General features: G+C 75.5%; 8 protein-coding genes. 6 read left to right on the forward strand and 2 right to left on the reverse strand.

Translation table 11 applies throughout. The features are described 5' to 3' along the window. Nucleotides 1-32 precede the first annotated feature (32 nt). The 6 genes from AC0AIB_RS03305 to AC0AIB_RS03330 all read left to right on the forward strand — a co-directional run bounded on the left by AC0AIB_RS03305 (nt 33) and on the right by AC0AIB_RS03330 (nt 18324). Nucleotides 33-3782 (forward strand): DUF6603 domain-containing protein, encoded by a 3750-nt coding sequence (locus tag AC0AIB_RS03305; protein ID WP_465095978.1) that lies wholly within the window; start codon nt 33-35, stop codon nt 3780-3782. Between the two features lies 1 nt (nt 3783). Continuing rightward, the gene (locus tag AC0AIB_RS03310; RefSeq protein ID WP_465095979.1) at nt 3784-8745 is read left to right on the forward strand and encodes a hypothetical protein; all 4962 of its coding nucleotides are present in this window, start codon (nt 3784-3786) and stop codon (nt 8743-8745) included. Beyond that, complete coding sequence (locus AC0AIB_RS03315; RefSeq protein WP_465095980.1) at nt 8742-13451, forward strand: hypothetical protein; 4710 nt, start codon at nt 8742-8744, stop codon at nt 13449-13451. Before AC0AIB_RS03310 ends, AC0AIB_RS03315 begins: the two co-directional genes overlap by 4 nt. Continuing rightward, a complete protein-coding gene (locus AC0AIB_RS03320) occupies nt 13448-15367 on the forward strand; it encodes a hypothetical protein (protein ID WP_328345620.1) in 1920 nt (639 codons plus the stop codon). The genes AC0AIB_RS03315 and AC0AIB_RS03320 overlap by 4 nt, the downstream gene beginning before the upstream one ends. Before the next feature lie 64 nt (nt 15368-15431). Next, nucleotides 15432-17294, forward strand: a complete 1863-nt coding sequence (locus AC0AIB_RS03325; protein WP_328345622.1) for a hypothetical protein — start codon at nt 15432-15434, stop codon at nt 17292-17294. Between the two features lie 34 nt (nt 17295-17328). Next, nucleotides 17329-18324, forward strand: coding sequence for a peptidoglycan-binding domain-containing protein (locus AC0AIB_RS03330; RefSeq protein WP_328345624.1), 996 nt, complete (start codon nt 17329-17331; stop codon nt 18322-18324). Nucleotides 18325-18357: 33 nt separating this feature from the next. On the opposite strand, the gene AC0AIB_RS03335 is transcribed toward AC0AIB_RS03330, so the two are convergent. Both AC0AIB_RS03335 and AC0AIB_RS03340 read right to left on the reverse strand, forming a co-directional pair. Continuing rightward, nucleotides 18358-19311, reverse strand: a complete 954-nt coding sequence (locus AC0AIB_RS03335; RefSeq protein ID WP_328345626.1) for a hypothetical protein — start codon at nt 19309-19311, stop codon at nt 18358-18360. Nucleotides 19312-19410: 99 nt separating this feature from the next. Beyond that, entirely contained in the window at nt 19411-19791 is a 381-nt protein-coding gene (locus tag AC0AIB_RS03340) for a YybH family protein (RefSeq protein ID WP_465095981.1), read from the reverse strand. Nucleotides 19792-19796: the final 5 nt, after the last annotated feature.

Genomic DNA, 19796 nt, shown 5'->3' on the forward strand with positions numbered 1-19796 from the left:
GACCAGCACCGCAGTGAAGGAGACCCGGACGCATGAGCGACGACGTGGAGCGGAACCGGAACGTCCTCGCCCTGCTCTGGGGCGAACTCCGTACCCTGGCCGAACCGGTGCTCGGCGCGGCCGACCCGTGGCGGCGGGCCCGGCTGATGCGGGCGCTGGGCTGGGACCTGGAAGCGGTCAGCGGGGTCGACGCGCACGCGTTCGAGCAGTGGGTCGGCACCGTCGGGGCCGCGATCGGGACGCTGGACGCCGCGATCGCCGACGGCCCGCCGGACTCGCTCGCCGAACTCAAGAAGATCGGCACCGCGGCCGGCACCGCGTTCGGACAGGTCGGCACGCTGCCCCCGGCGGTGCGCGGAAAGCTACCGCCGTCGGCCGGCCTGCCCGAGGCGCTTGCCGACGACCTCGTCGACCACCTGATCCTCACCTACCTGCTGCACCGGGCACCCTGGACGGTCCCGCTGCTGACCCTGCTCGGCCTGGTCACCCCCGGCGTCGAGCTGCCGGCCAGCCCGCCGATGCCGGCCGGTGACGCGCCGGTCCGGTTGCCCCGTCACCGCGACGAACTGCACCTGGAACGGCTCGTCGAGCTGGTCGCCGACCCCGGCGGTTACCTCAGGGGGCTGTACGCGCCGGCCGGTTGGGAAACCCCCGAGGCCGTCGACGCGCTGGCCGCGCGGCTGCTGCCCCGGCTCGCCGCCACGCTGCGCGCGTTCGGGGTGGACGCCGCGCACGGGGTGCGGCCGGGCATCGGCCCGGACCAGGGCGAGGCCGGGCAGCGGCTGGCCGATGGCCTGCTCCGGCTCCGGTTCGCCGTCGCCGGACCGCCCGGCGGGGAACCGCCCTCGCTGCCCGGCGGGGAACAGGCCGCGTTGCCCGGCGGGGGACAGCCCGCGTTGGTCGTTGGGGAACCGCCCGCGCTGCCCGGCCGGCAGGGACCGGGGTCACTGGCCGCCGCCGACCCGGACGCCCAGCTCCACCTCGGCGTCACCCTCGCCCTGGCCTGCTGGGACGGCCTGCTCACCGGGATCGTCGCCCCCACCGGCGAGGTGCACCTCGAAGGCGCGCTGGGCCGCTGGAACATCGCCACCGACCTGGCCGGCGCGGGCCCGGCCATCGCGGTCAACTCGGCCGGCGTGACCCTCGCCGGGGGCGGCCCGGCGGTGAAGTTCTCCGCCGAGATCGCCCGGATCGCGCCGAAGGACGAGCCCGGCTGGGTGATCGGCGCACCCGACGGCACCCACCTGTCCGTCGGGCAGCTCGTGCTGCGCGGTCGGGCGACGCTGGGCACCGGCCGGGACGACATCGAGCTGATGCTCGCCGCTGGCCGCGCCGAACTCGTCGTCAAGGCCGGCGACGGTGACGGGCTGCTGGCCCGGCTGCTGCCGTCCGACGGTCTGCGGTTCGGCTTCGACCTCGGCCTGGGCTGGTCGCTACGGACCGGCCTGCACCTGTCCGGGGCCGCCGCGCTGACCGCCGACTACCCGATGCACCTCTCGTTGCGCGGCATCCACCTGGAAGGGCTGCGGATCGCGCTCGCCGCCAGCACGCCCACCGCCAGCGTCGGCCTGACCGTCACCACCACGGTCCGGGCCGAGCTCGGCCCGCTGCGGGCGGTGGTGGAGAACATCGGGATCCGCGCCGACCTCGCCTTCCCGCCCGCGGTGCCGGCCGGCACCGGCAACCTCGGCAACGCCGACCTGGTGCCCCGGTTCAAGGCCCCGGACGGGGTGGGGCTGCGGATCGACAACGGCATCGTCAACGGCGGCGGTTACCTGTTCGTCGACGAACCCCGCGGCATGTACGCCGGCGCCCTCCAGTTGGGCATCGCCACCAAGGACGGCGTTTCACCGATGCGGGGCTTCCTGCTCCAGGCCACAGCGATCCTCAACACCCGCAACCCCGACGGCAGCCGACTGGTCGAGGCCGACGGCGACCACACCTTCTCGATGCTGGTCGTCGGCACCTTCCAGTGGTACCCGGGGCTGATGCTCTTCTGGGGCATCTCCATCACCGGTCTGGGGCTGGTGGTCGGGCACAACCGGCGCAGCGACCCCGAGGAGGTCCGCAACGCCGCCCGCGCCGGGACCCTGGACGCGCTGCTGTTCCCCGAGGACGTGGTGGGCCGGGCACCGGCGGTGATCGCCACCCTCAGCCGGATCTTCCCGGTCGACCCCACCGGCACCGTGCTCGGCGCGATGGTCCGGCTGAACTTCCTCTCCGGCCAGGTCGTCGCGGACCTCGCCGTGCTCGTCGAATTCCCCGACCCGGTCCGGGTGCTGCTGCTCGGCAGGCTGGTCATCGACTTCCAGTCGGCCGGACGGCTCCGCCTGGACTCGGCCGGCATCGTCGACGTCGCCCGCAGGGAGATCAGCCTCGACGGCGCCCTGATCGGCTCCCACCTGTTCGGCAGGCCGGTCTCCGGCGAGTTCATGGTCCGGGCCCGGTGGGGCCGCTCGTCGTCGTTCGCCCTGTCGATCGGCGGGTTCCACCCCAGGTTCTGCCCGCCGGCCGGCTTCCCGCCGGTCAAGCGGTTCGAGATCGCGCTGCAGAAGTCCGGCAAGGGCCTCAAACTCCACGCCTACCTGGCGATCACCAGCAACACCGCCCAGTTCGGGGCGGAGCTGGTGATGCACTTCGAGGCGGGTGCCCTGGCCGTCGACGGCCGGGCCTGGCTGGACGTGCTGTTCCAGTTCACGCCGTTCTGGTTCACCGCCGAGATCGGCGCGTACGTCACCCTGACCTACGACGGCACCGAGCTGCTGGTGGTCCGACTCGTCCTCGGGGTGAGCGGCCCCGGCCCCTGGCGGGCCTGGGGGGAGGCGCGCATCAAGTTCCTGTGGTGGGAGGTGTCGGCCAAGCTCGACTGGACCGACGGGAAGCGGGCCGACGCGCGGGAACCCAGCCAGGTGGACGCCGCGGCGCTGCTGGGTGCGGCGCTGTCCAGCCCGGACGCCTGGGAGATCGGGGCCGCCACCGTCGGCACGGAACCGGTGGCCCTACGGGCGGTCGAGGGGGCCGGGGGAGCGCTGCTGCTCTCCCCGGGGGCCACCCTCGGCGTACGCCAGAACGTCCTGCCCCTCGGCGTGGAGCTGCACCGGATCGGCACCTCCCGCATCCGTGGTCCGCACCGGTTCACCCTGACCGAGGTCAGTGTCGGCACCGGCGACGACACGGTACGCGGCACCCTCGGCGCGCCGATCCTCGACGACTTCGCCCCCGGCCAGTTCCGCGACCTGACCCCCGAGCAGCGGGTGCTCACCCCCGGCTTCGAATGGATGGAGGCCGGCCGTGCGGTGGCCCTGCCGGACGGCACCGCCCTGCCGGCGGACGACGCCACCGTCTTCGCCGGGCTCGACGCCGACGACGCCTACGACCGGGTGATCATCGACGACCCGCAGGACGCCGGACGGGAGATGCCGGCGACGCCAGCTGCCCGCTCGGCGACCGGCGCCGCACCGGGCGGGCTGCTCGCCCTGTTCGCGGCCACCGGCCCGGCCGCCAACGCCCGCAGCCGGACCACCGGAGCGGCCCGGTTCACCGGTGCCGACCTCGGTCTGCGCGACGCCGGGCCGTCCTGGCTGCCCGGCCGGGGCGTCCCGCACCCCACCGGCCGGCGACCCCGCCCGGCCCGGGTCAGCCCACCGGCGACCGCCCTGCCGACCGCGACGCAGGCCGCCGAGGTGGCCCCCGGGGGAGACCGCGGCCGGCTGTTCCGCCGGGTCGGTGTCCGCGTGCCCGACCCGACCATCGTCCTCGCCGAACCCGAGAAGGTGTCCTGACATGGGTGGCCTCCGCTTCCTGCCCTGGGTACGCGACGGCGTCGCCCGACTCGTCTCCGTACCCGACCCGCTCGGCGGGGCGCTGCCGCACACCCGCGCCGAGGTGGCGCTCTCGGTGACCGCGCACGGCACCGGCCCCGTCGGGGTCGAACCGGTGGACCTCGTCGGCACCACCACCGCCCTGCTGCACGGGCCGGGTGACGTGACCGGCCTGGACGGCCAGCAGATCATCCGCAGCCACCCGGCGGCGGGCGCGGACAACGTCGACGTGACCCTGTTCGCGGCGGTCGAGTTCGACCTGCCCGACCTGCCCTGGCGGTACACCCCGGCGAAGCCCGATCCGCAGGGCCGGCTGCGTCCCTGGCTGGTGCTCGTCGTCGTCCCGGCGGGCCCGCAGGGTCGGCTGGACACCTCGGCGGGGCAGCCGCTGGCCCGACTCGCCACCACCGCCGGGCAGCTCCCCGACCTCGCCGAGTCCTGGGCCTGGGCACACGTCCAGGTGCTGGCCCTCGCCGAGGACGAGAACGTCGCCGACATCCTCGCCGACGCGCCGCAGCGCACCCTGTCCCGGCTGATCTGCCCCCGACGGCTGGCCCCGGGCACCGACTACCTGGCCGCCGTCGTACCGGCCTTCGACGCCGGTGTGCGTGCCGGGCTGGGCCTGCCGGTCGACGCCGGTCCACTGGTGCCGGCCTGGGGCGTGGGCTCCCCGGCAGCCGATCCGCAGGCCCCGATCGTGCTGCCGGTCTACCACCACTGGACCTTCCGCACCGGCCCGGACGGCGACTTCGAGTCGCTGGCCCGGCGGCTGCGCGGCCGGGCCCTGCCGGCGGACGTCGGCCGGCAGCCGGTGGACATCGCCGCCGCCGGCGGTGGGCTGCCCGACCTCGCACCCGCCGGCGTGGAGGGCCGCTCCGTGCTCGCGTTCGAGGGTGCGCTCGCCTCGCCCAGCATGACCCCCACCGTCTGGCAGCCGGCCGCCGCCGCACCCTGGCAGGCCCGGATGACCGAGCTGCTCGCCCACGTCGAGGACTGGTTCACCCCACCGCTGTACGGCGAGATCCACCGCCAGCAGGGGCAGGTGCCACCGCCGGGCAGCGAGCCGCGCTGGCTGGCCGGGCTGAACCTCGACCCGCGCTACCGGGCGGCGGCGGCGCTGGGTACCCAGGTCGTCCAGAAACACCAGGAGGACCTGGCCGCCGCCGCCTGGCAGCGGGCCGCCGAGCTGTCCGAGGTCAACGAGCAGTTGCGGCGTGGGCAGGCGGCCCGGGACAGCGCCACCGCCCTGTTCGCCAAGCGGGTCGACCCGACGGCACCCGGAAACGCCCTCGGCGACGACCAGCTCGTCGCGCTGGCCCGTCCGGTGCACGACCTGGTCCCCGCCCCCGCCCCGACCGGGCTGACCAGCGCCGGCGTTGCCCCCGTCGAGTCGCTGGACGAACTACTCGACGGCAACGCCGGCGCCCGCGCGGCGACCAGCGCGCCGTTCCGCCGGTTGGCCCGTCCGCGCGGCCCACTCGCCCGCCGGCTGCGTCCCGCCGCGCCGGCACCGGCGGCGCTGCTGCGGCTGGCCGGCGGCGCGAGCCCGGTGCCGCCGGCCCGGATCCCGGCCGGCGGCGTCGTCTTCGATGATCTGGTCCCGCAGGAGCAGGGCATCGCCCGGCTGACCCGGGAACTCCTCGAAGCGGCCGACCCGTGGTGGCATCCGGCCGCCACGCTGGCTCCGACGTCCCTCGTGAGAGCCGCCGCGGACGACCCGGTCACCACGCTGGCCAGCAACGGCGGCGACCTGCTCGGCCCGGACCGGTTCTTCGTGGCCGCCGCCGACGGCCGGCTGTTCGAGCGACGCCGGCTCGACGGGGCCTGGACCTGGCGGGACCACGGCGCCCCGGCCGGCACCCGGGTGGTGACCTCCGGTGCCACCGTCGCCCCCGACCGGGTGTACGTGCGGACCCGCGACAGTCGGCTCTACGAGCGTCGCTACGACGGCGACCGGTGGGTGTGGACGGACTGCGGCAGCCCACCCGGCGGTGCCGCCAGCCGACCCACCGCCGGCGGCACCGACATCTTCATGCTCGCCCCGGGCGGTGACCTGTACCGCTTCGCCACCGTGGCCCGGACCTGGATCTCGCTCGGCCGCCCGCAGCTCGCCACCGGCGAGCGGTTGTGGGGTTCACCGCGCCCGACCCCGGCCGGCGTGTTCGTGGCCACCTCCGCCCAGCGGCTCTTCGTCCACACCGGGCAGTGGAGTCTGGTCGCCGACGGTCCCGGGCAGCCGCCGCCGACCTGGGGTTCCCCGGCGGCCTACCACACCCTCAGCCACCCCCGGGCCGACGGTTTCGGCTACCTCACCCCGACCGGTGAGCTGGTCACCCGGGTGCCCGGCTGGGGCGGGGCCGTCAACCACGGCCGGGTGTCCTTCCGCCCTCCGCTGGCGCAGAACCTGCGGATCGTCTCGCTGGGTCAACAGACCGTGACCAGTGGCTACGACGAGGAGCCGGAGCTGCTCGTCCTGGCCCACCCCGAGGGCGACCCGGACGACCTGCGGCTGTACGGCCGCTACCAGTGGCGCAACGACGCGACAGGGGTCTACTCCTGGAACTGGGAGGAGATCGGCCGACCGGCCAACGGGATCGCCGCGCACCGGCCCGGCCCGGTCGTCGGCGACGACCGGGCCGGCGAGATCTTCGTCCGGACCGCCGACGGGAGGCTGGCCGCCTACACCTGGGGCGACCGGGCCGTCGGATGGGTCGACCACGGCACTCCGGCCGATCCACGGGGTGCCGGCCCGGACACCGCCCCGGCCGCGGCGCACGTCCGGTTCGCGCCCCGGCTCGGCCTGCTCTCCTCGCTGCTGGTGTCGTACCAGGTGGTCGAGGGAGCCGGCAGCCGGATCCGTTCGCAGGCCGTCCACCACCTCGACGAGGCGGGCCTGCTGCGGGAGGACACGCTCACCGCGCCGGTGGCCGGACCGTTCACCGGCGTGCCCGCAGCGGCCACCTCGATCACCGCCGGCATGCTCGCCGCCGGCGGACCGTCGTACCTGATCGCGGTGGCGGTGCTGGCCGGCAGCGCGCCCGGCACCCGGCGGCTGGCCTACTGGGTCGGCAGCGGGATCGACGCCGACGGCACCGCCACCGGCGGCTGGACCGGCCCGTACGAACTGCCCGATCCGGTGGGCGGGCACGCCGACGCGGTCGACGTCACCGTCGCCGACCTGGACGGTGACGGGTCACCCGAGCTCGTCATCGGGTACGCCGTCAACGGCACCGACCCGGCACGGGCGACCAGCCGGGTGTTCTACCGGGTCGGTTGGGGGCTGGACGCGGCCGGCCGGGTCACCCGGGGCTGGACGGACTCGCTGCCCACCCCGTACACCTTCACGGCGATCCACTCGGTCAGCGTCGACGTGGTCGACATGACCGGCGACCAGGTGCCGGACCTGTTGGTCTTCATGGCCGGCACGGACGCGGCCGGGCTGCCGGCGGCCCGGTACTTCACCGGCCGGGGCATCAACCGGCGCGGCCGGATCGCCGACCCGGGTTGGACCGGCCCGCTGCCGGTCGCCGGTGAGGCGGCGGTGGCCGCCGGCGGCGCGGCGGGTGCGGCGGTCGTCGACGTCAGCGGCACCCGTCGTCCCGACCTGGTGGTGGCGTACCGCTCCCGGGTCGGGGTGCTCACCACCAGGGTCGGCTTCGACCTGGATCCCGACGGCGTGCCGGTGATCTGGAGCCCGCCGCAGGACATCCCCGGCGCGGCGGACGCGCCGACCGGACACGGTTGCAGCCTGCTCGTGGGCGACCTGCGCACCGACCTGGTTGCGGCGCGGAGCGCGATGGGCGACCGGTTCATCGCCGCCGCCGCGAACCACCAGGACCGGCTGGCCCCGGCCCAACGGTTGGCCGCCGACCCGAAGCCGACACGGGTGCCCCTCGCCCCGGCGGCGGGCGCGGTGCGCGCCACGGTACGCCCGGAGACCGCGGTCGCCGGTGAGGTGCTGGCCGGGCTGAGTGTCGCCGGTGACCTCCTGGTCGACGTGCTGCCCCCGACCGGCGACCCGCTGCGCCGACTGCTGGCCGGGATCACCTTCGACGTGCCCAGCTACGAGCTGCTACGCGGGCTGTCCCAGGAGTACGTGGTGCCGAACCTGCCGGCGGTGGCGCCGGAGACGATGACCGCGCTGGCCGCCAATCCCCGGTTCATCGAGGCGTTCCTGGTCGGGCTCAACCACGAGATGAGCCGGGAGATGCTGTGGCGGGGTTTCCCCGCGGATCCCCGGCAGACCTGGTTCCGGCAGTTCTGGGACGTCCGTGGCGCGGCGTCGGCGGGCGGGCCGCTCACCGACATCCCACCGCTGACCGACGATGCCTGGCGCACCGGCCCGCTCGGCAGCCACCTGACCGCGGTCGGCGCCGCCGACGAGCAGTCCCTGGTCCTGGTGATCCGGGGCGAGGTGCTGCGCCGGTTCCCGTCCACGGTGGTCACCATGCGGCGGGCCCGCTGGGTCGGGTCGCGGCGGGAGCCGACCGGGGTGGACCTGCCGCCGATCTTCCAGGCTTGGCTCTCCCCGGACCTGCTGCTGTTCGGTTTCCCGTTCACCGCCGAACAGGCCCGTGGCGCGACCGACCAGGCGCACGGCGATCCCGGCTACTTCTTCGTCCTGCGGGAGCAACCCACCGCACCCCGGTTCGGTCTGGACACCGAGCCGGCCGACCCGCCGTCGTCGGCCTCGCCGGGCACCCCGGTCTGGGCCGGTCAGCACTGGGACGACCTGCACTGGGGCGACCTGCCCGCCGGTGCCCGCTTCCTCTCCCCTTACGCGCCGGGCTTCCCGGCCACGCCGGTGGACGGCGCGGTGTTCGGCCGCAACGCCGCCGACATGGCCCGGGTGGCGCTGCAACGGCCCGTCATGCTCGCCCGCCACGCCAGCGACCTGCTGCTCACGCCGGAGACCCAACCATGACCGTCGCACCCCGCCCCGCCGGCACCACCGCTGTCCCGCCGGCCACCCGACCGTCGTCGGGGGAGCCGCAGGCCACCCGGCCTTCGCTGGCGCAGCCGCAGGCCACCCCGACGCCGCTGTCCGACGCGCTCACCGGCACCCCGTGGACGCTGTCCACCGGATACCCGCTGGCGCTGCTGCCGGTCCGGCTGGAGACCCGGTTCGCCGGTGCCTCGCTGCGGATCCGGGTCTATCCCGACCAGATCCACATCGACAGCCACGAACCCCGGCTCACCGACGACGAGGTGGCGGCCGGCCAGGCGTACTGGCAGGGTCCGACCGCCGACGGCACCGCCCCGACCGGCGGTGCCGTACCGGCCGGTGACCCGCTGCCGGCCGGGCCGGGTACGGAGGCCTGGGCCGAGCTGGTCCGGCGGTTCGGGGAGACCCGGGCCGGCTGGATCGCCCGGGTGATGGAGCCCGACCCGTCGACCGGTGACCTGCCCGACCCGCTGCGCCGCCCGGCGCCGTGGTGCGAACCGGCCCGGGTCCGACTGCTACCCACCCGTTGGTACGCGGTGGGCCGGACCACCGACGACACGCTGTTCACCGGCGTCTCCCTGCCGGTGACCCGCGACCTGGCCGCCGGACCGACCCCGGTGCCGCCCGCCGACCCGGCGACCCGCACCCCGGCCGGGGCGGGTGGCGCCACGGCACCCCCGGTCGACGAGGGCATGCGCTGGATGGTCGACTACCCGGCCGCGGTGGCCGCCGGAATGGCCTTCGCCGTCGACGTGCCCACCGACAGCGCCGGCCGGCCCCAACCGGTGGACCGCCTGCTGGTCTTCGGCGTCGACACCGACACCGCGCCGGACGTGTCCGCCGCGCAGCTCGGCCGGTTGCTGGAGGCCCACGCCGCCACCGACGGGCTGGCCTTCCTGCCGCCGGGCACCCCGACCAACAACACCGAGACGGTCACCGTGACCGCGCGTGCCCCGGTCGCCCGGGTCACCGGCACCGACGTGGTACCCGGCGACACCGGTGCGCCGGACGAGAACGCCGCCGCCCTGGCCAGCCGGGCTCTGGCCGTACCGCTGCGTGCCGTAGCGGCCGGGGCGTCCCCGACCGCGCCGATGGCCGACGACCTGGCGGCCGTCCGCCGTCGGCCGGTGCGCGCCGACGCGCCTACCGCGCTGGCCCGTGCCGCCGCGGCCGACCGGGACGAACGGCGGATGGCCCGGCTGGTCCGGCGGGCCCTCTGGCCGGCCGGACCGGGCAGCATGCTGCGGCACCTGCTGCCGGTGGCCACCCCCGACGAGCAGCGGAGACTACGCGCCCACTTCGTCGAGCACCTGCACCCGGAGGGGCCGTTGCCCACCCTGCGCGTCGGTGCCCAGCCCTACGGGCTGCTTCCGGTCGCGGCGCTGCGCCGCTGGCAGCCGGCCGACCCCGCCGAGGCGCGGGCGGTCCCCGTGCTGCGCGAACTCTGGCAGCGGGTCTGGCTGGCCGCCCCGGCCCCCCGGATCCGGCCCGGGTTGCCCGACCCCGAGCAGACCATGGTGGAGATCCTGGCCACCGACGCCCGGGTGTTGGAGGTTCGGGCCCGCAGCATGCTCGGCAACGACTACGTGAGCTGGCTGTGGCGGTTCGCCCGGCTCGAACTCGGCCCGCACTGGCGGCAGCAGGTCGTCGAACCCGGCCGGGCGCTGCTGGCCGCGCTCGGTCTGGGTGGCCCGGTCGATCCCCGGCTGTCGCTGGCGGTCTTCGCCGAGGGTGCCTTCGCGCTGGGCACCCCGCTGGTGGCCGCACCCGGCCCGGCCCGGGCCGAGAGGATCCGGGCCTACCTCGACGCGCTGGCCGCGGTGGGCCTGCGCGGCGACCGGATTCCGGTCGCACCCGCCGCCGACGGGCCGGTGCCGCTGTTCCACCGGCTGCTGCGGGCGGCGCTGATCGCCGAACACTCGGCCGCCGCCGACCTGCTCGCGCAGGTCGCCGGGCTGCCGGCCGCCGCCGAGATCCCCGAGCCGGAACTGGTCGACGTCCGACCGGGCGAGGTCACGCCGACGCTGCGCCGGCGGCTGGCGGTCACCGTGCCCGGCACCGGCGGCCGGAGTGTGGGCGACTACCTGGCCGCCGCGACCGGGGACGGTGACGCCCGGCACCTGGCGGCCACCGCCGACCTGCGCGAGCTGCGCGGCGCGCTGGAGGGCCTGGCGACCGGGCTGGACACGGCCACCCTCGACCCGGACGACCTGGACCGGTACGTCGCCGGCACGCTCGGACTCGCCGCGCACCGGCTGGACGCCTGGGTCACCTCCCTGGCAGGTAACCGGCTGGACCGGCTGCCGGCCACCCGTCCGCCCGGCACGCCCGACGGGCTGCACATCGGCGCGTACGGCTGGCTCACCGACCTGCGCCCTGCACCACCGCCCACCCTGGTCGACCGGCCCGCCCACGTGCTGGACCCCACGGTGCCGGCGAAACTGGTGGCGGCCCCGGCCGGAGCGGGTCACGTGCACGCCCCGTCCCCGGCGCAGGCGGCCACCGCCGCCGTGCTGCGCAGCGCGTGGCGCTCGCACGGCGGCGGCGACGACAACCCGGTAGCGGTCGACCTCTCCTCGCGCCGGGTCCGGCTGGCCGGGCAGCTCCTCGCCGGCATGCGCGACGGTCAGGCCCTGGGCGAGCTGCTCGGCTACCGGTTCGAGCGCGGCCTGCACGACCATCCGGACGGCCCGCTCGACCGGTACCTCCCGCTGTTCCGCAGGCTGGCCCCGGTGCGCGCGCACCGGGTCGACCCGGCCGAGGACGGCGGACCGCCGAGCATCGTCGACACCGTCGCGTCCACCGCCGTCGCGGACGGGTTGGAACTGCACCGGCTGCACCGGGCCGGCGCGCTCGCCGGCGAGCTGGCGAAGCTGCCCGGTGCCGCCCGGATCGCCGTCGGCGAGGTGCTCGACGAGCTGGCCGAGCACGCCGACGCGGTCGCCGACGCCCTGCTCGCCGAGGGCGTGCACCAGCTTGCCGTGGGCGACATGGACCGTGCCGCCGCGGCGGTGGACGTCGCCTCCGGCGCGGCCGGCAGCCCGCCGGAACTGCACTTCACCCGTACCCCGGCAAGTGGGGTGACGGTGACCCACCGGGTCGCCCTGCTGTTCCACCTCGACGACCGGTTCGCCGGCCGACGGGTGGACTGGCCGGCGGGCCGGTCCGCGCAGCCCCGGATCATCGGCGCGGCGGTCGACGCGTTGACCGCCGCGCTGCTGCCGCCCGCCGACCGGGTGTGCTGGCGGATGCGCTGGTACGCACCCGACGGCGGTGACGTCACCGACCCCGTCGAGGGCAGCCTGGACTTTCTCGGGGCAGCGGCGGTGGACCACCTCGCCGCACCGCCGCACCCGGGCGTGCCCGCCGGCACCGATCTGGACCGGCGGATCGAACTGGTCGCCTGGAGCAGTTTCGCACCGTCCCGGGTGACCCCCGACTGGCGGTTGGCGCTGGACTACGACCGGGATCCCGACTGGCCTGCCTCCCGGGTCAGCCTGGCCGAGTTCCTGTCTGCGGTCGCGGCGTTGCGTGACCTGTTCGGCCGGAGCCGGCAACTGCTCGCCGCCGACCTGGGCACCGAGTCCGACGCGCCGGTACAGGTCGACCACGCTACCCGGCACGAGGCCACCGAGCTGTGGCAGCTCGCCCGCGCCACCGCCGACGACCTGCGTCCCGCCGGCGGCCCGGCGGACCCGGCCGGGGGCGGGACCACCGTGCGTGACGCGCTGCGCACGGCCGCCGGGTTCGGCGTCGTCGGGGTGTTCCCGCCACCGCACAGCGATGCCGAGGTGGCGGAGGCCGGCCGGTCCGCGGGCGACGAGTTGGCCCGGCGGATCGCCGCGCACTGCCGGCTGGTCGCCGAGGCCCGGGGCACCGTGGCGTGCCCGCTGGACGGCTGCGACTGCGACCCGGAGACCGACTTCGACGACCCGGACGCGCCACCGCAGGCCCGCCGCGAACTGCAGGTCGCGCGGGTACGGGCCCTGCTCGGCGCCGACATGCCGGTGCTGTCGGCCAGCCGGGCCCCCGACCCGACCGCGCTGGCCACCGCACTCGCCGCCAGCGACGCCCTGCAGGGCGGCTCGCCCCACCCGGTACGACGCTGGCTGGCCCGCTACGGTCGGGTCCGCCCGGCGGTGGGCCGGTTGCAGGAGGCGCTGACCTACGCCGACGCCCTCGACGCGGGCGGGGTGGTGCGGGTGCCGGCGCGGGTCAGGGTCGCCCAACTGCCCTACCGGGCCGACGACCGGTGGGTGGGTGAGGCCCCGCCGCCACCCGACAGCCAACCGACCTCGCTGGTCCTGGTCAGCCTCGGCGACCTCGACCCCGTCCGGCCGGTGCACGGTCTGCTCGTCGACGAGTGGACCGAGGTGGTGCCGGCCGCCCGGACCCGGACCGGCCTGACCTTCGAGTACGACGCGCCGGCCGCCGCCGCTGCCCAGGCGGTGCTGCTGGCGGTCAGCGCCGACGGGACCCCGAGCTGGCAGCCGGCGGGCCTGGCCCAGGCCGTCGAGGAGACCCTCGACCTGGCGATCGCCCGGGTCACCGACCTCGACTCGCTCGGTGCCGGCGGGCAGTTCCTGCCCGCGTTCTACCTGCCGACCAACGTCGCCGAGGCGGCGACCACCACCGACTTCGTTCCGGACGCGGCACCCGCGACTGATGAGCAGGAGGGCCGATGACCCACCTCGGACAGGACCACCGGCCGACGTCGGCCGTCCCCCCCGATGCCACACCGGATCCGTCGGCCTCGGTGACGACCTGGACCCGGCTGGAGCCGCGTACCCGGCGGGGCGACCTGAGCCCGGCCCTGGAGGCACGCACCGCCGATCCGCTGTGGCTGCTCGCCCGGCAGTGGCAGTTCGGCGAGTTCACCGGAGAGGACGCCGGTTCGCCGGTGGCCGCCCGGGTGCACGCCGAGGTGACCCCGTTCACCAGGTACCGCCCGGGTGCCGCCTCGGGCAGCACCATCGGGTTGCCGGCCCACATCCCGCTGGAAGCGCTGGCCGAGCGGGAGGGCGCGGCCACCGCCGACGACCTGCGACTCTCGGTGGAGACCGGCCAGCAGTTCCTGCGGCTGCTGGCCGAGGCCGGCGCCGCCGAGCTGGCACCGGCGGTCGCCCGCCGCTACCGGATCCCCGCAGTGCCGCCGGACGCCCCGTCGGCGGCCGACGCGGCCACGGTCGGCTACCTGCGGGTGGTCGCCGGCCGGGTGCCGCACGGCGACCTGCTGCTGCGGGCCTGCGCGGCCGGGACGGTCGACACCGACGTGCCGGTGCCGCCGGCCCTGGCGGGCGCGGTGCGTACCGCGATCGTCGGCTGGCTGGCCTGGCTGGGGGTGCCGCCCCGGCCGCCCGGCCCACCCGGGGGATACCTGCTGCAGCTACCGGCGGTCATCTCGCCCGGGGTCGACCCCCGGCCGGCGAGCCCACCGTGGCCGCCGGCCGACTTCCACCCGCTGATCAGCACCGCCGGGCTGGAGGACACCGCCTGGCAGCGGGAGCGCATGGAGTACGAGTTCTCCGTCGCCGCCGCCGGGTCGGCCGGTGAGCTGGTGCTCGCCGCCCGGGAGTACGACGGTGACCGACTGGACTGGTACCACTTCGACAACGCGCCCGGTGACACGTTGCAGGCGCAGCCGGCCAGCCAGGAGCTGGTCCGGGTCACCCTGCCCACCCCGGTCGGTTACGCCGGGATGCCGGCCACCCGGTTCTGGGAGATGGAGGACTCCCGGATCAACCTGGCCCAGGTCGGGGCGGGCGCCGCCGACCTGGCCCGGATGTTCCTGCTCGAGTACGGCCTGGTCTACGCCAACGACCACTTCGTGGTGCCACTGGAACTGCCTGTCGGTTCGGCCACCCGGATCCGGTCGCTGATCGTCACCGACACGTTCGGCACCCCGACGCTGGTGCCGGCCGCTCCCGGCGGGCGCGGCTGGGCGTTGTTCCGGCCGTCCGGCGCGGTCACCGACGGGCCCGCCGACGTGCTGGTCCTGCCCGCGACGGCAGCCACCACACTGGATTCCGAGCCGGTCGAGGAGGTCCGGTTCGGCCGGGACGAGATGGCGAACCTGGCCTGGGCGATCGAGCGTACGGTGACCGGCGCGACCGGCCGGGGGATCGACCGCAGCGCGCAGGTCGCCCGGGCGGCCGTCCCGCCCCGTCCACCGGTGTCCGATCCGCCGCCTGTCGACCCGGTGACCGGACGCCCGGTGACCGTGCCCGAGCTGTCCTACGCGTTCGCCACCACGGTGCCGGAGAACTGGGTGCCGCTCGTCCCCACCCCGATGCCCGACGACCCGACGGCGGTGCGGCTGCGGCGGGTGCCGATCCAGCAGCCGACCCGTGACGGGCCGCCCGTCCCGGTGTCCGGGCACAGCCGGCTGCTCGACTGGCGGCCCGGTCCGGGCGGCACCGGGGTGGTCGAACTGGCCGTACCCGAGGAGGAGATCGGCCGGTCCGGGGTGCGGGTGCTGCGCCGTTGGCAGTTGGCCCGGGGCGTGGACGGCTCGGTGCACCTGTGGCTCGGTCGCTCCCGGCACGCCACCGGCGGTGCCGTCTCCAGCGGCCTGCGCTACGACGCCGTGGAGCCCCGATGAGCCCCGCCGCCGGGGCGGACGACCCGACCATTTCCACCGATCTCGAATCCGCGCGGAGAAACCGATGACGATCACCTGGAAGAACAACCTGCCGCTGCCGATGGCCCGGCCCCGCTACTACGACCACCAGTACCTGCGCGCCGCCGACCTGGCCCAGGCGGTGGACTACCTGCTGTCCCGGCAGCACCTCACCGCCCGGCTGCGGCAACCGGTCGGCGTGGTCAGCGGCCTGGAGCTGAGCGCGACCGGGAGCGACGTCACGGTCGCCGAGGGCGCGGCCGTCGACGCCGACGGGCTGCTCGTCGTGGTGCCCGGCAGCCGACGGCTGAGCCCGCCCGGCGACGGCACCTTCCAGGTCACCCTGCGTTACCTGGAGACGCTCACCGACCGGCGCGAGGAGGGCGGGGTGGCCGCCGAGACCCGGTGGACCGAGGAGGGTCGGGTGGAGCTGACCAGCACCCCGCCGGCCGACCCGGGACGCACCATCGTGCTCGGCCAGGTGGTCAGCAACCGGGGCGTGGTGACGGTGCAGAGCACCGGCCGGCTGGTCGCCGGGCTGCGGATGCCGGCCGGGGCGATCGTGCCCGCCGTCGGCAACTCGCCGGAGGCCGGCATCCAGTTTCCCGCCAACCCCGGCGGCGGGGTGGGCGACGAGGCGTTCATCCGCTACTGGGCGGCAGCTGGCGAGAACACCGTCCTGCGGATCGGCAACAACAACGACCCCGAGGACGCGATCGCCTTCCACCAGGCCGGCGGGGACCGGCTGCTGATCAGCCGGAGCATGCTGCACCTGGGCAGCCTGGACGGCACCGCCGTGCAGGCCGACCAGGTGGTCACCGGCCTCGGCTTCTGGGGGACGGGTGTCCAGCACGCGCAGCTCTCCTTCCGGGCCGGGCGCGGCTTCGAGCTGGTCGACCGCAGCAGCACCACCCCCGGGCTGGGCTACCCGCTGCACAGCCAGCCGTACGCGGACCTGGAGGTGCAGGAACTGCGGGCCGCGCGGGTCCGCGGACGCGGCGGGCTGAGCCTGGCCAGCGACGGCCAGGTCGCGGTCCGGGCCGGCGCCGGACTGACCGTGGTCAAGGAGGCCGGTGCCAGCGGGAACCTGACCGTCCAGGGCGCGCTCGGGGTGGCCGGGACGGTCAACCTCCCCGACGGGGGCTATCTCGCCGGTGCCGGACGGCTGCACCTGAGCGGCCCGGAGCGGCTCTACCTGCTCAACACCCAGGGTGTGTACGTCGGGTACGGCAACAACTCCGCGCCGGACGCGGGCTGCCTGTGGGTGGAGAAGCGGGGTCTTGTCGGCGGCGACCTGCAGGTCAACGGTCGGCTCGGAGTGAAGACGAGCCCGAACTCGATTCCCGACTGGAGTGGCGGGGGCATCAGCACCTTCGACATGTTCGTCTCCGGGGCTGTCTACGCGGGGCCGGCGGGCGGCCCGTACCCGATCTCGTTGGAGGCCGCCACCGGCAAGATCGTGGGCCGGACGAAGCAGTTCGTCATCGACCACCCGCTGGACGACCCGGCGGATCCGGACCGCCGGCTGTTGGTGCACGCCGCGCTGGAGGGCCCCGAGAACGGTGTCTACTACCGGGGTGAGGGGCGGCTCGTCGACGGCGTCGCCACCGTCGACCTGCCCGGGTACTTCGAGGCGCTGACCCGGCTGGAGGGTCGGACCGTCCAGCTCACCCCGGTCTTCGAGGACGACGAGCCGGTGTCGCCGTTGGCGGCGTCGCGGGTCGCCGCCGGCGAGTTCCGGGTCCGCACCGTCGACGGTGCGAAGGCGTCGCACGCCTTCTACTGGCAGGTCTCGGCGATCCGCGCCGACCTCGAACCGTTTGCGGTCGAGGTGCCGGCGACGCCGCACGCCCGCCCGGCCGCCCCAGCCGACGCCGCCCCGACGCCCGACGCCCCCACCGCCGCGTGACACCGCAACGGCGGCCAGCAGAGAGGAGTACGAGATGGACATGGTGATCGATCGGGTCGACGGGGGCCCGGTCCCGGAGGACGACGATCCGGAGAGCCGGATCGGGGAGGCGGTCGGGTACGACCTCTTCGCCGCCGAGGAGGAGCCGCCCCCGGAGCCGCCCGCGCTCGCGGCGTACCACCTGGCGCCGACGCTGCGGCTGCTGCGCGACGAGGTCGACAGGCGCTGGCCGCACCGGGACCGTGCCTCGGACGGCTGGATCGGTGATGCCGCCCACCAGGCCGGCACCTCCGACCACAACCCGGACGCGGACGACCGCTCGGTCAACGCGCTCGACATCGACCGGGACGGCATCGACCCGGTGCTGGTGATCCGCAAGTGCATCGCCCACCCGTCCACCCAGTACGTGATCTTCGACCGGACGATCTGGAGCCGGAGCCGGGGGTTCGCCCCGGCCCGGTACACCGGCAGCAACCCGCACGACAAGCACCTGCACGTCAGCGTCAGCCACCAGCGGGCCCTGGAGCGCAGCGACCGGAGCTGGGGGATCGTGGCGGCGCCGGTGCCGAAGCTCGGTGACCGGGTGCTGCGGCGCGGTGACCGGGGCGGTGACGTCCGCGAGTTGCAGGCCACCGCCAACCGGCTGGGGGCCGCTCTGGCGGTCGACGGTGACTTCGGGGCCGCCACCGAGGCGTGGGTACGCACCTTCCAGCAGTCTCGGAAGCTGGCGGTGGACGGTGTCGTCGGGCTGTTCACGGTGGCCGCCCTGCGCGCCGCGACCACTCCGCCCGCGCCGACGCCGCCCGGGCGGAAGCCGGGCTCACGTACCCTGCGCCGGGGGACGAGCGGCGACGACGTGGCATTCGTGCAGCGGTTCGTGGGGGAGCGCCGGTGTGGCCGCGCGACAGGCGACTTCGACGCGCGGACGGAGAGCGGCGTGCGGTGGTACCAGGGCCTGCGCGGGATCCCTGTCGACGGGGTGGTCGGCCCGCGGACCTGGCGCGAGATGCAGGTGACGGTCGGCTACTGATCGGCGCGGCGGTCGCCGAGGCCCGTCCAGGGTTCAGCTCTGCTGGTAGTTCACCGCGGCGAACCCGCAGGGCTGGTGCAGGTGCAGGTAGTAGGCGCCCTCGCCGTACTCGTCCAGGTCCGCGCCGCCGATCAGACCCAGGTAGTCCATCGGTTGCCCGCAACCGGGGCAGTCGGGGTGCTCGGCGTCCTGGATCCAGTCGGGCCGGCCGCCCAGGGTCGATCCGCCCCGATCCCACGCGCTGGCCTGGTAGGGGCTCCGCCGGACCGCACCAGGGACCGGTATCAGCCTGGGCGGATCCTCCGCCTCGGCGGAGCCCAGGTGGCCCGGGCGGGTGTTGCCGGTCCACCAGACGGTGTCACCGGCCGGCGTGACCCGGCTGTACAGCGTCGTGTAACAGGCGCAGAAGTGGCATGTCTCGATCACCAGCCGGCCGGACCAGCCCGTGTGCGCCAGTGCGGCACCGACGGCAGGGTCCGCCGGATCGAGGTCCACCGCGGTCCACAGCGGTGACCCGCACCACGGACACGTGGGACCTTCCGTGCGTCGCGGTGCCCCACGCAGGATCCATGCGTACGCGGTGTCACCGCACAGGTCCCGTCGGCGGCCCTCCGGGCCGATCGTCCAGCCGCCCTCCCGCGCGTAGGCCAGGACGCCGACGTGCAACTTCTCCGCGCCGGCCGGCGGTCGTGTCGACCAGCGACGCAGGGCGCTCTCGGCCATCGGGTGCGCGGTGTGCGCCAGGATGACGAGCAGCTGGTTGAGCTGGTCGGGCGTCCGGCCACCGTCGATGTGTTCGATCACCCGGCGGACGACGTCCGCGTCCGCCGCCCGGTACAGCTTCCCCGGCCACCACACGCCCCGGTCGAGCAGCGCGCCGAGGTACGGCGTCAGCCTTCCCGGATCGGCGTCCGCGATCAGGGACAACTCCTCGATCGCGTCGTCGTCCCCGTCGACGGACACCTTCCTGATCAACTCCGCAACCACGAGGCGATGTTAGCCACCACGAGCCACGGGCCTCCCGGCGGCCGGTAGGCGACGGCACATGCCGGGCCCCGGCCTGCCGTCAGGTGGCCACCGGCCCGGTCACGCTCCTTCGGGCTGCTGACCCGGCCAGAACGGCCACTCCTCGAACGACCGGCACCGCCCGTCGTCGGCGAACCGCATCACCCACAGGTCTCGGTACTCCTGGGCGACCGGATCGCCGTAACGGACCTCGTGGCGCGACACCGCGGTGTCGCCGTCGACGGCGACGATCTCCCAGGTCATCCGGAACACCTCGGCGGGGCCCTCGCGGTGCTCCTCCCACAGCCGGGCGATGGCCGCCAGGCCCACTACCGGCGTCCAGTACGGCCCCTGCTGGTAGCTCGCATCCTCGGTGAAGAGGGTGACAAGCGCATCCGTGCCCGGTGTCCGCCAGGCCCGTTCGTAGCCGGCGAGCCAGTCGTCGACCTGTCTCCTGTCCATGCCTC

It is taken from the genome of Micromonospora sp. DSM 43699 (genome assembly GCF_055517075.1).

Excerpts from the sequence above, each read along its gene's own strand:
- AC0AIB_RS03305 (WP_465095978.1), top strand. The coding sequence starts at position 33 with ATGAGCGACGACGTGGAGCGGAACCGGAACGTCCTCGCCCTGCTCTGG.
- AC0AIB_RS03310 (WP_465095979.1), top strand. The coding sequence starts at position 3,784 with ATGGGTGGCCTCCGCTTCCTGCCCTGGGTACGCGACGGCGTCGCCCGA.
- AC0AIB_RS03315 (WP_465095980.1), top strand. The coding sequence starts at position 8,742 with ATGACCGTCGCACCCCGCCCCGCCGGCACCACCGCTGTCCCGCCGGCC.
- AC0AIB_RS03320 (WP_328345620.1), top strand. The coding sequence starts at position 13,448 with ATGACCCACCTCGGACAGGACCACCGGCCGACGTCGGCCGTCCCCCCC.
- AC0AIB_RS03325 (WP_328345622.1), top strand. The coding sequence starts at position 15,432 with ATGACGATCACCTGGAAGAACAACCTGCCGCTGCCGATGGCCCGGCCC.
- AC0AIB_RS03330 (WP_328345624.1), top strand. The coding sequence starts at position 17,329 with ATGGACATGGTGATCGATCGGGTCGACGGGGGCCCGGTCCCGGAGGAC.
- AC0AIB_RS03340 (WP_465095981.1), bottom strand. The coding sequence starts at position 19,791 with ATGGACAGGAGACAGGTCGACGACTGGCTCGCCGGCTACGAACGGGCC.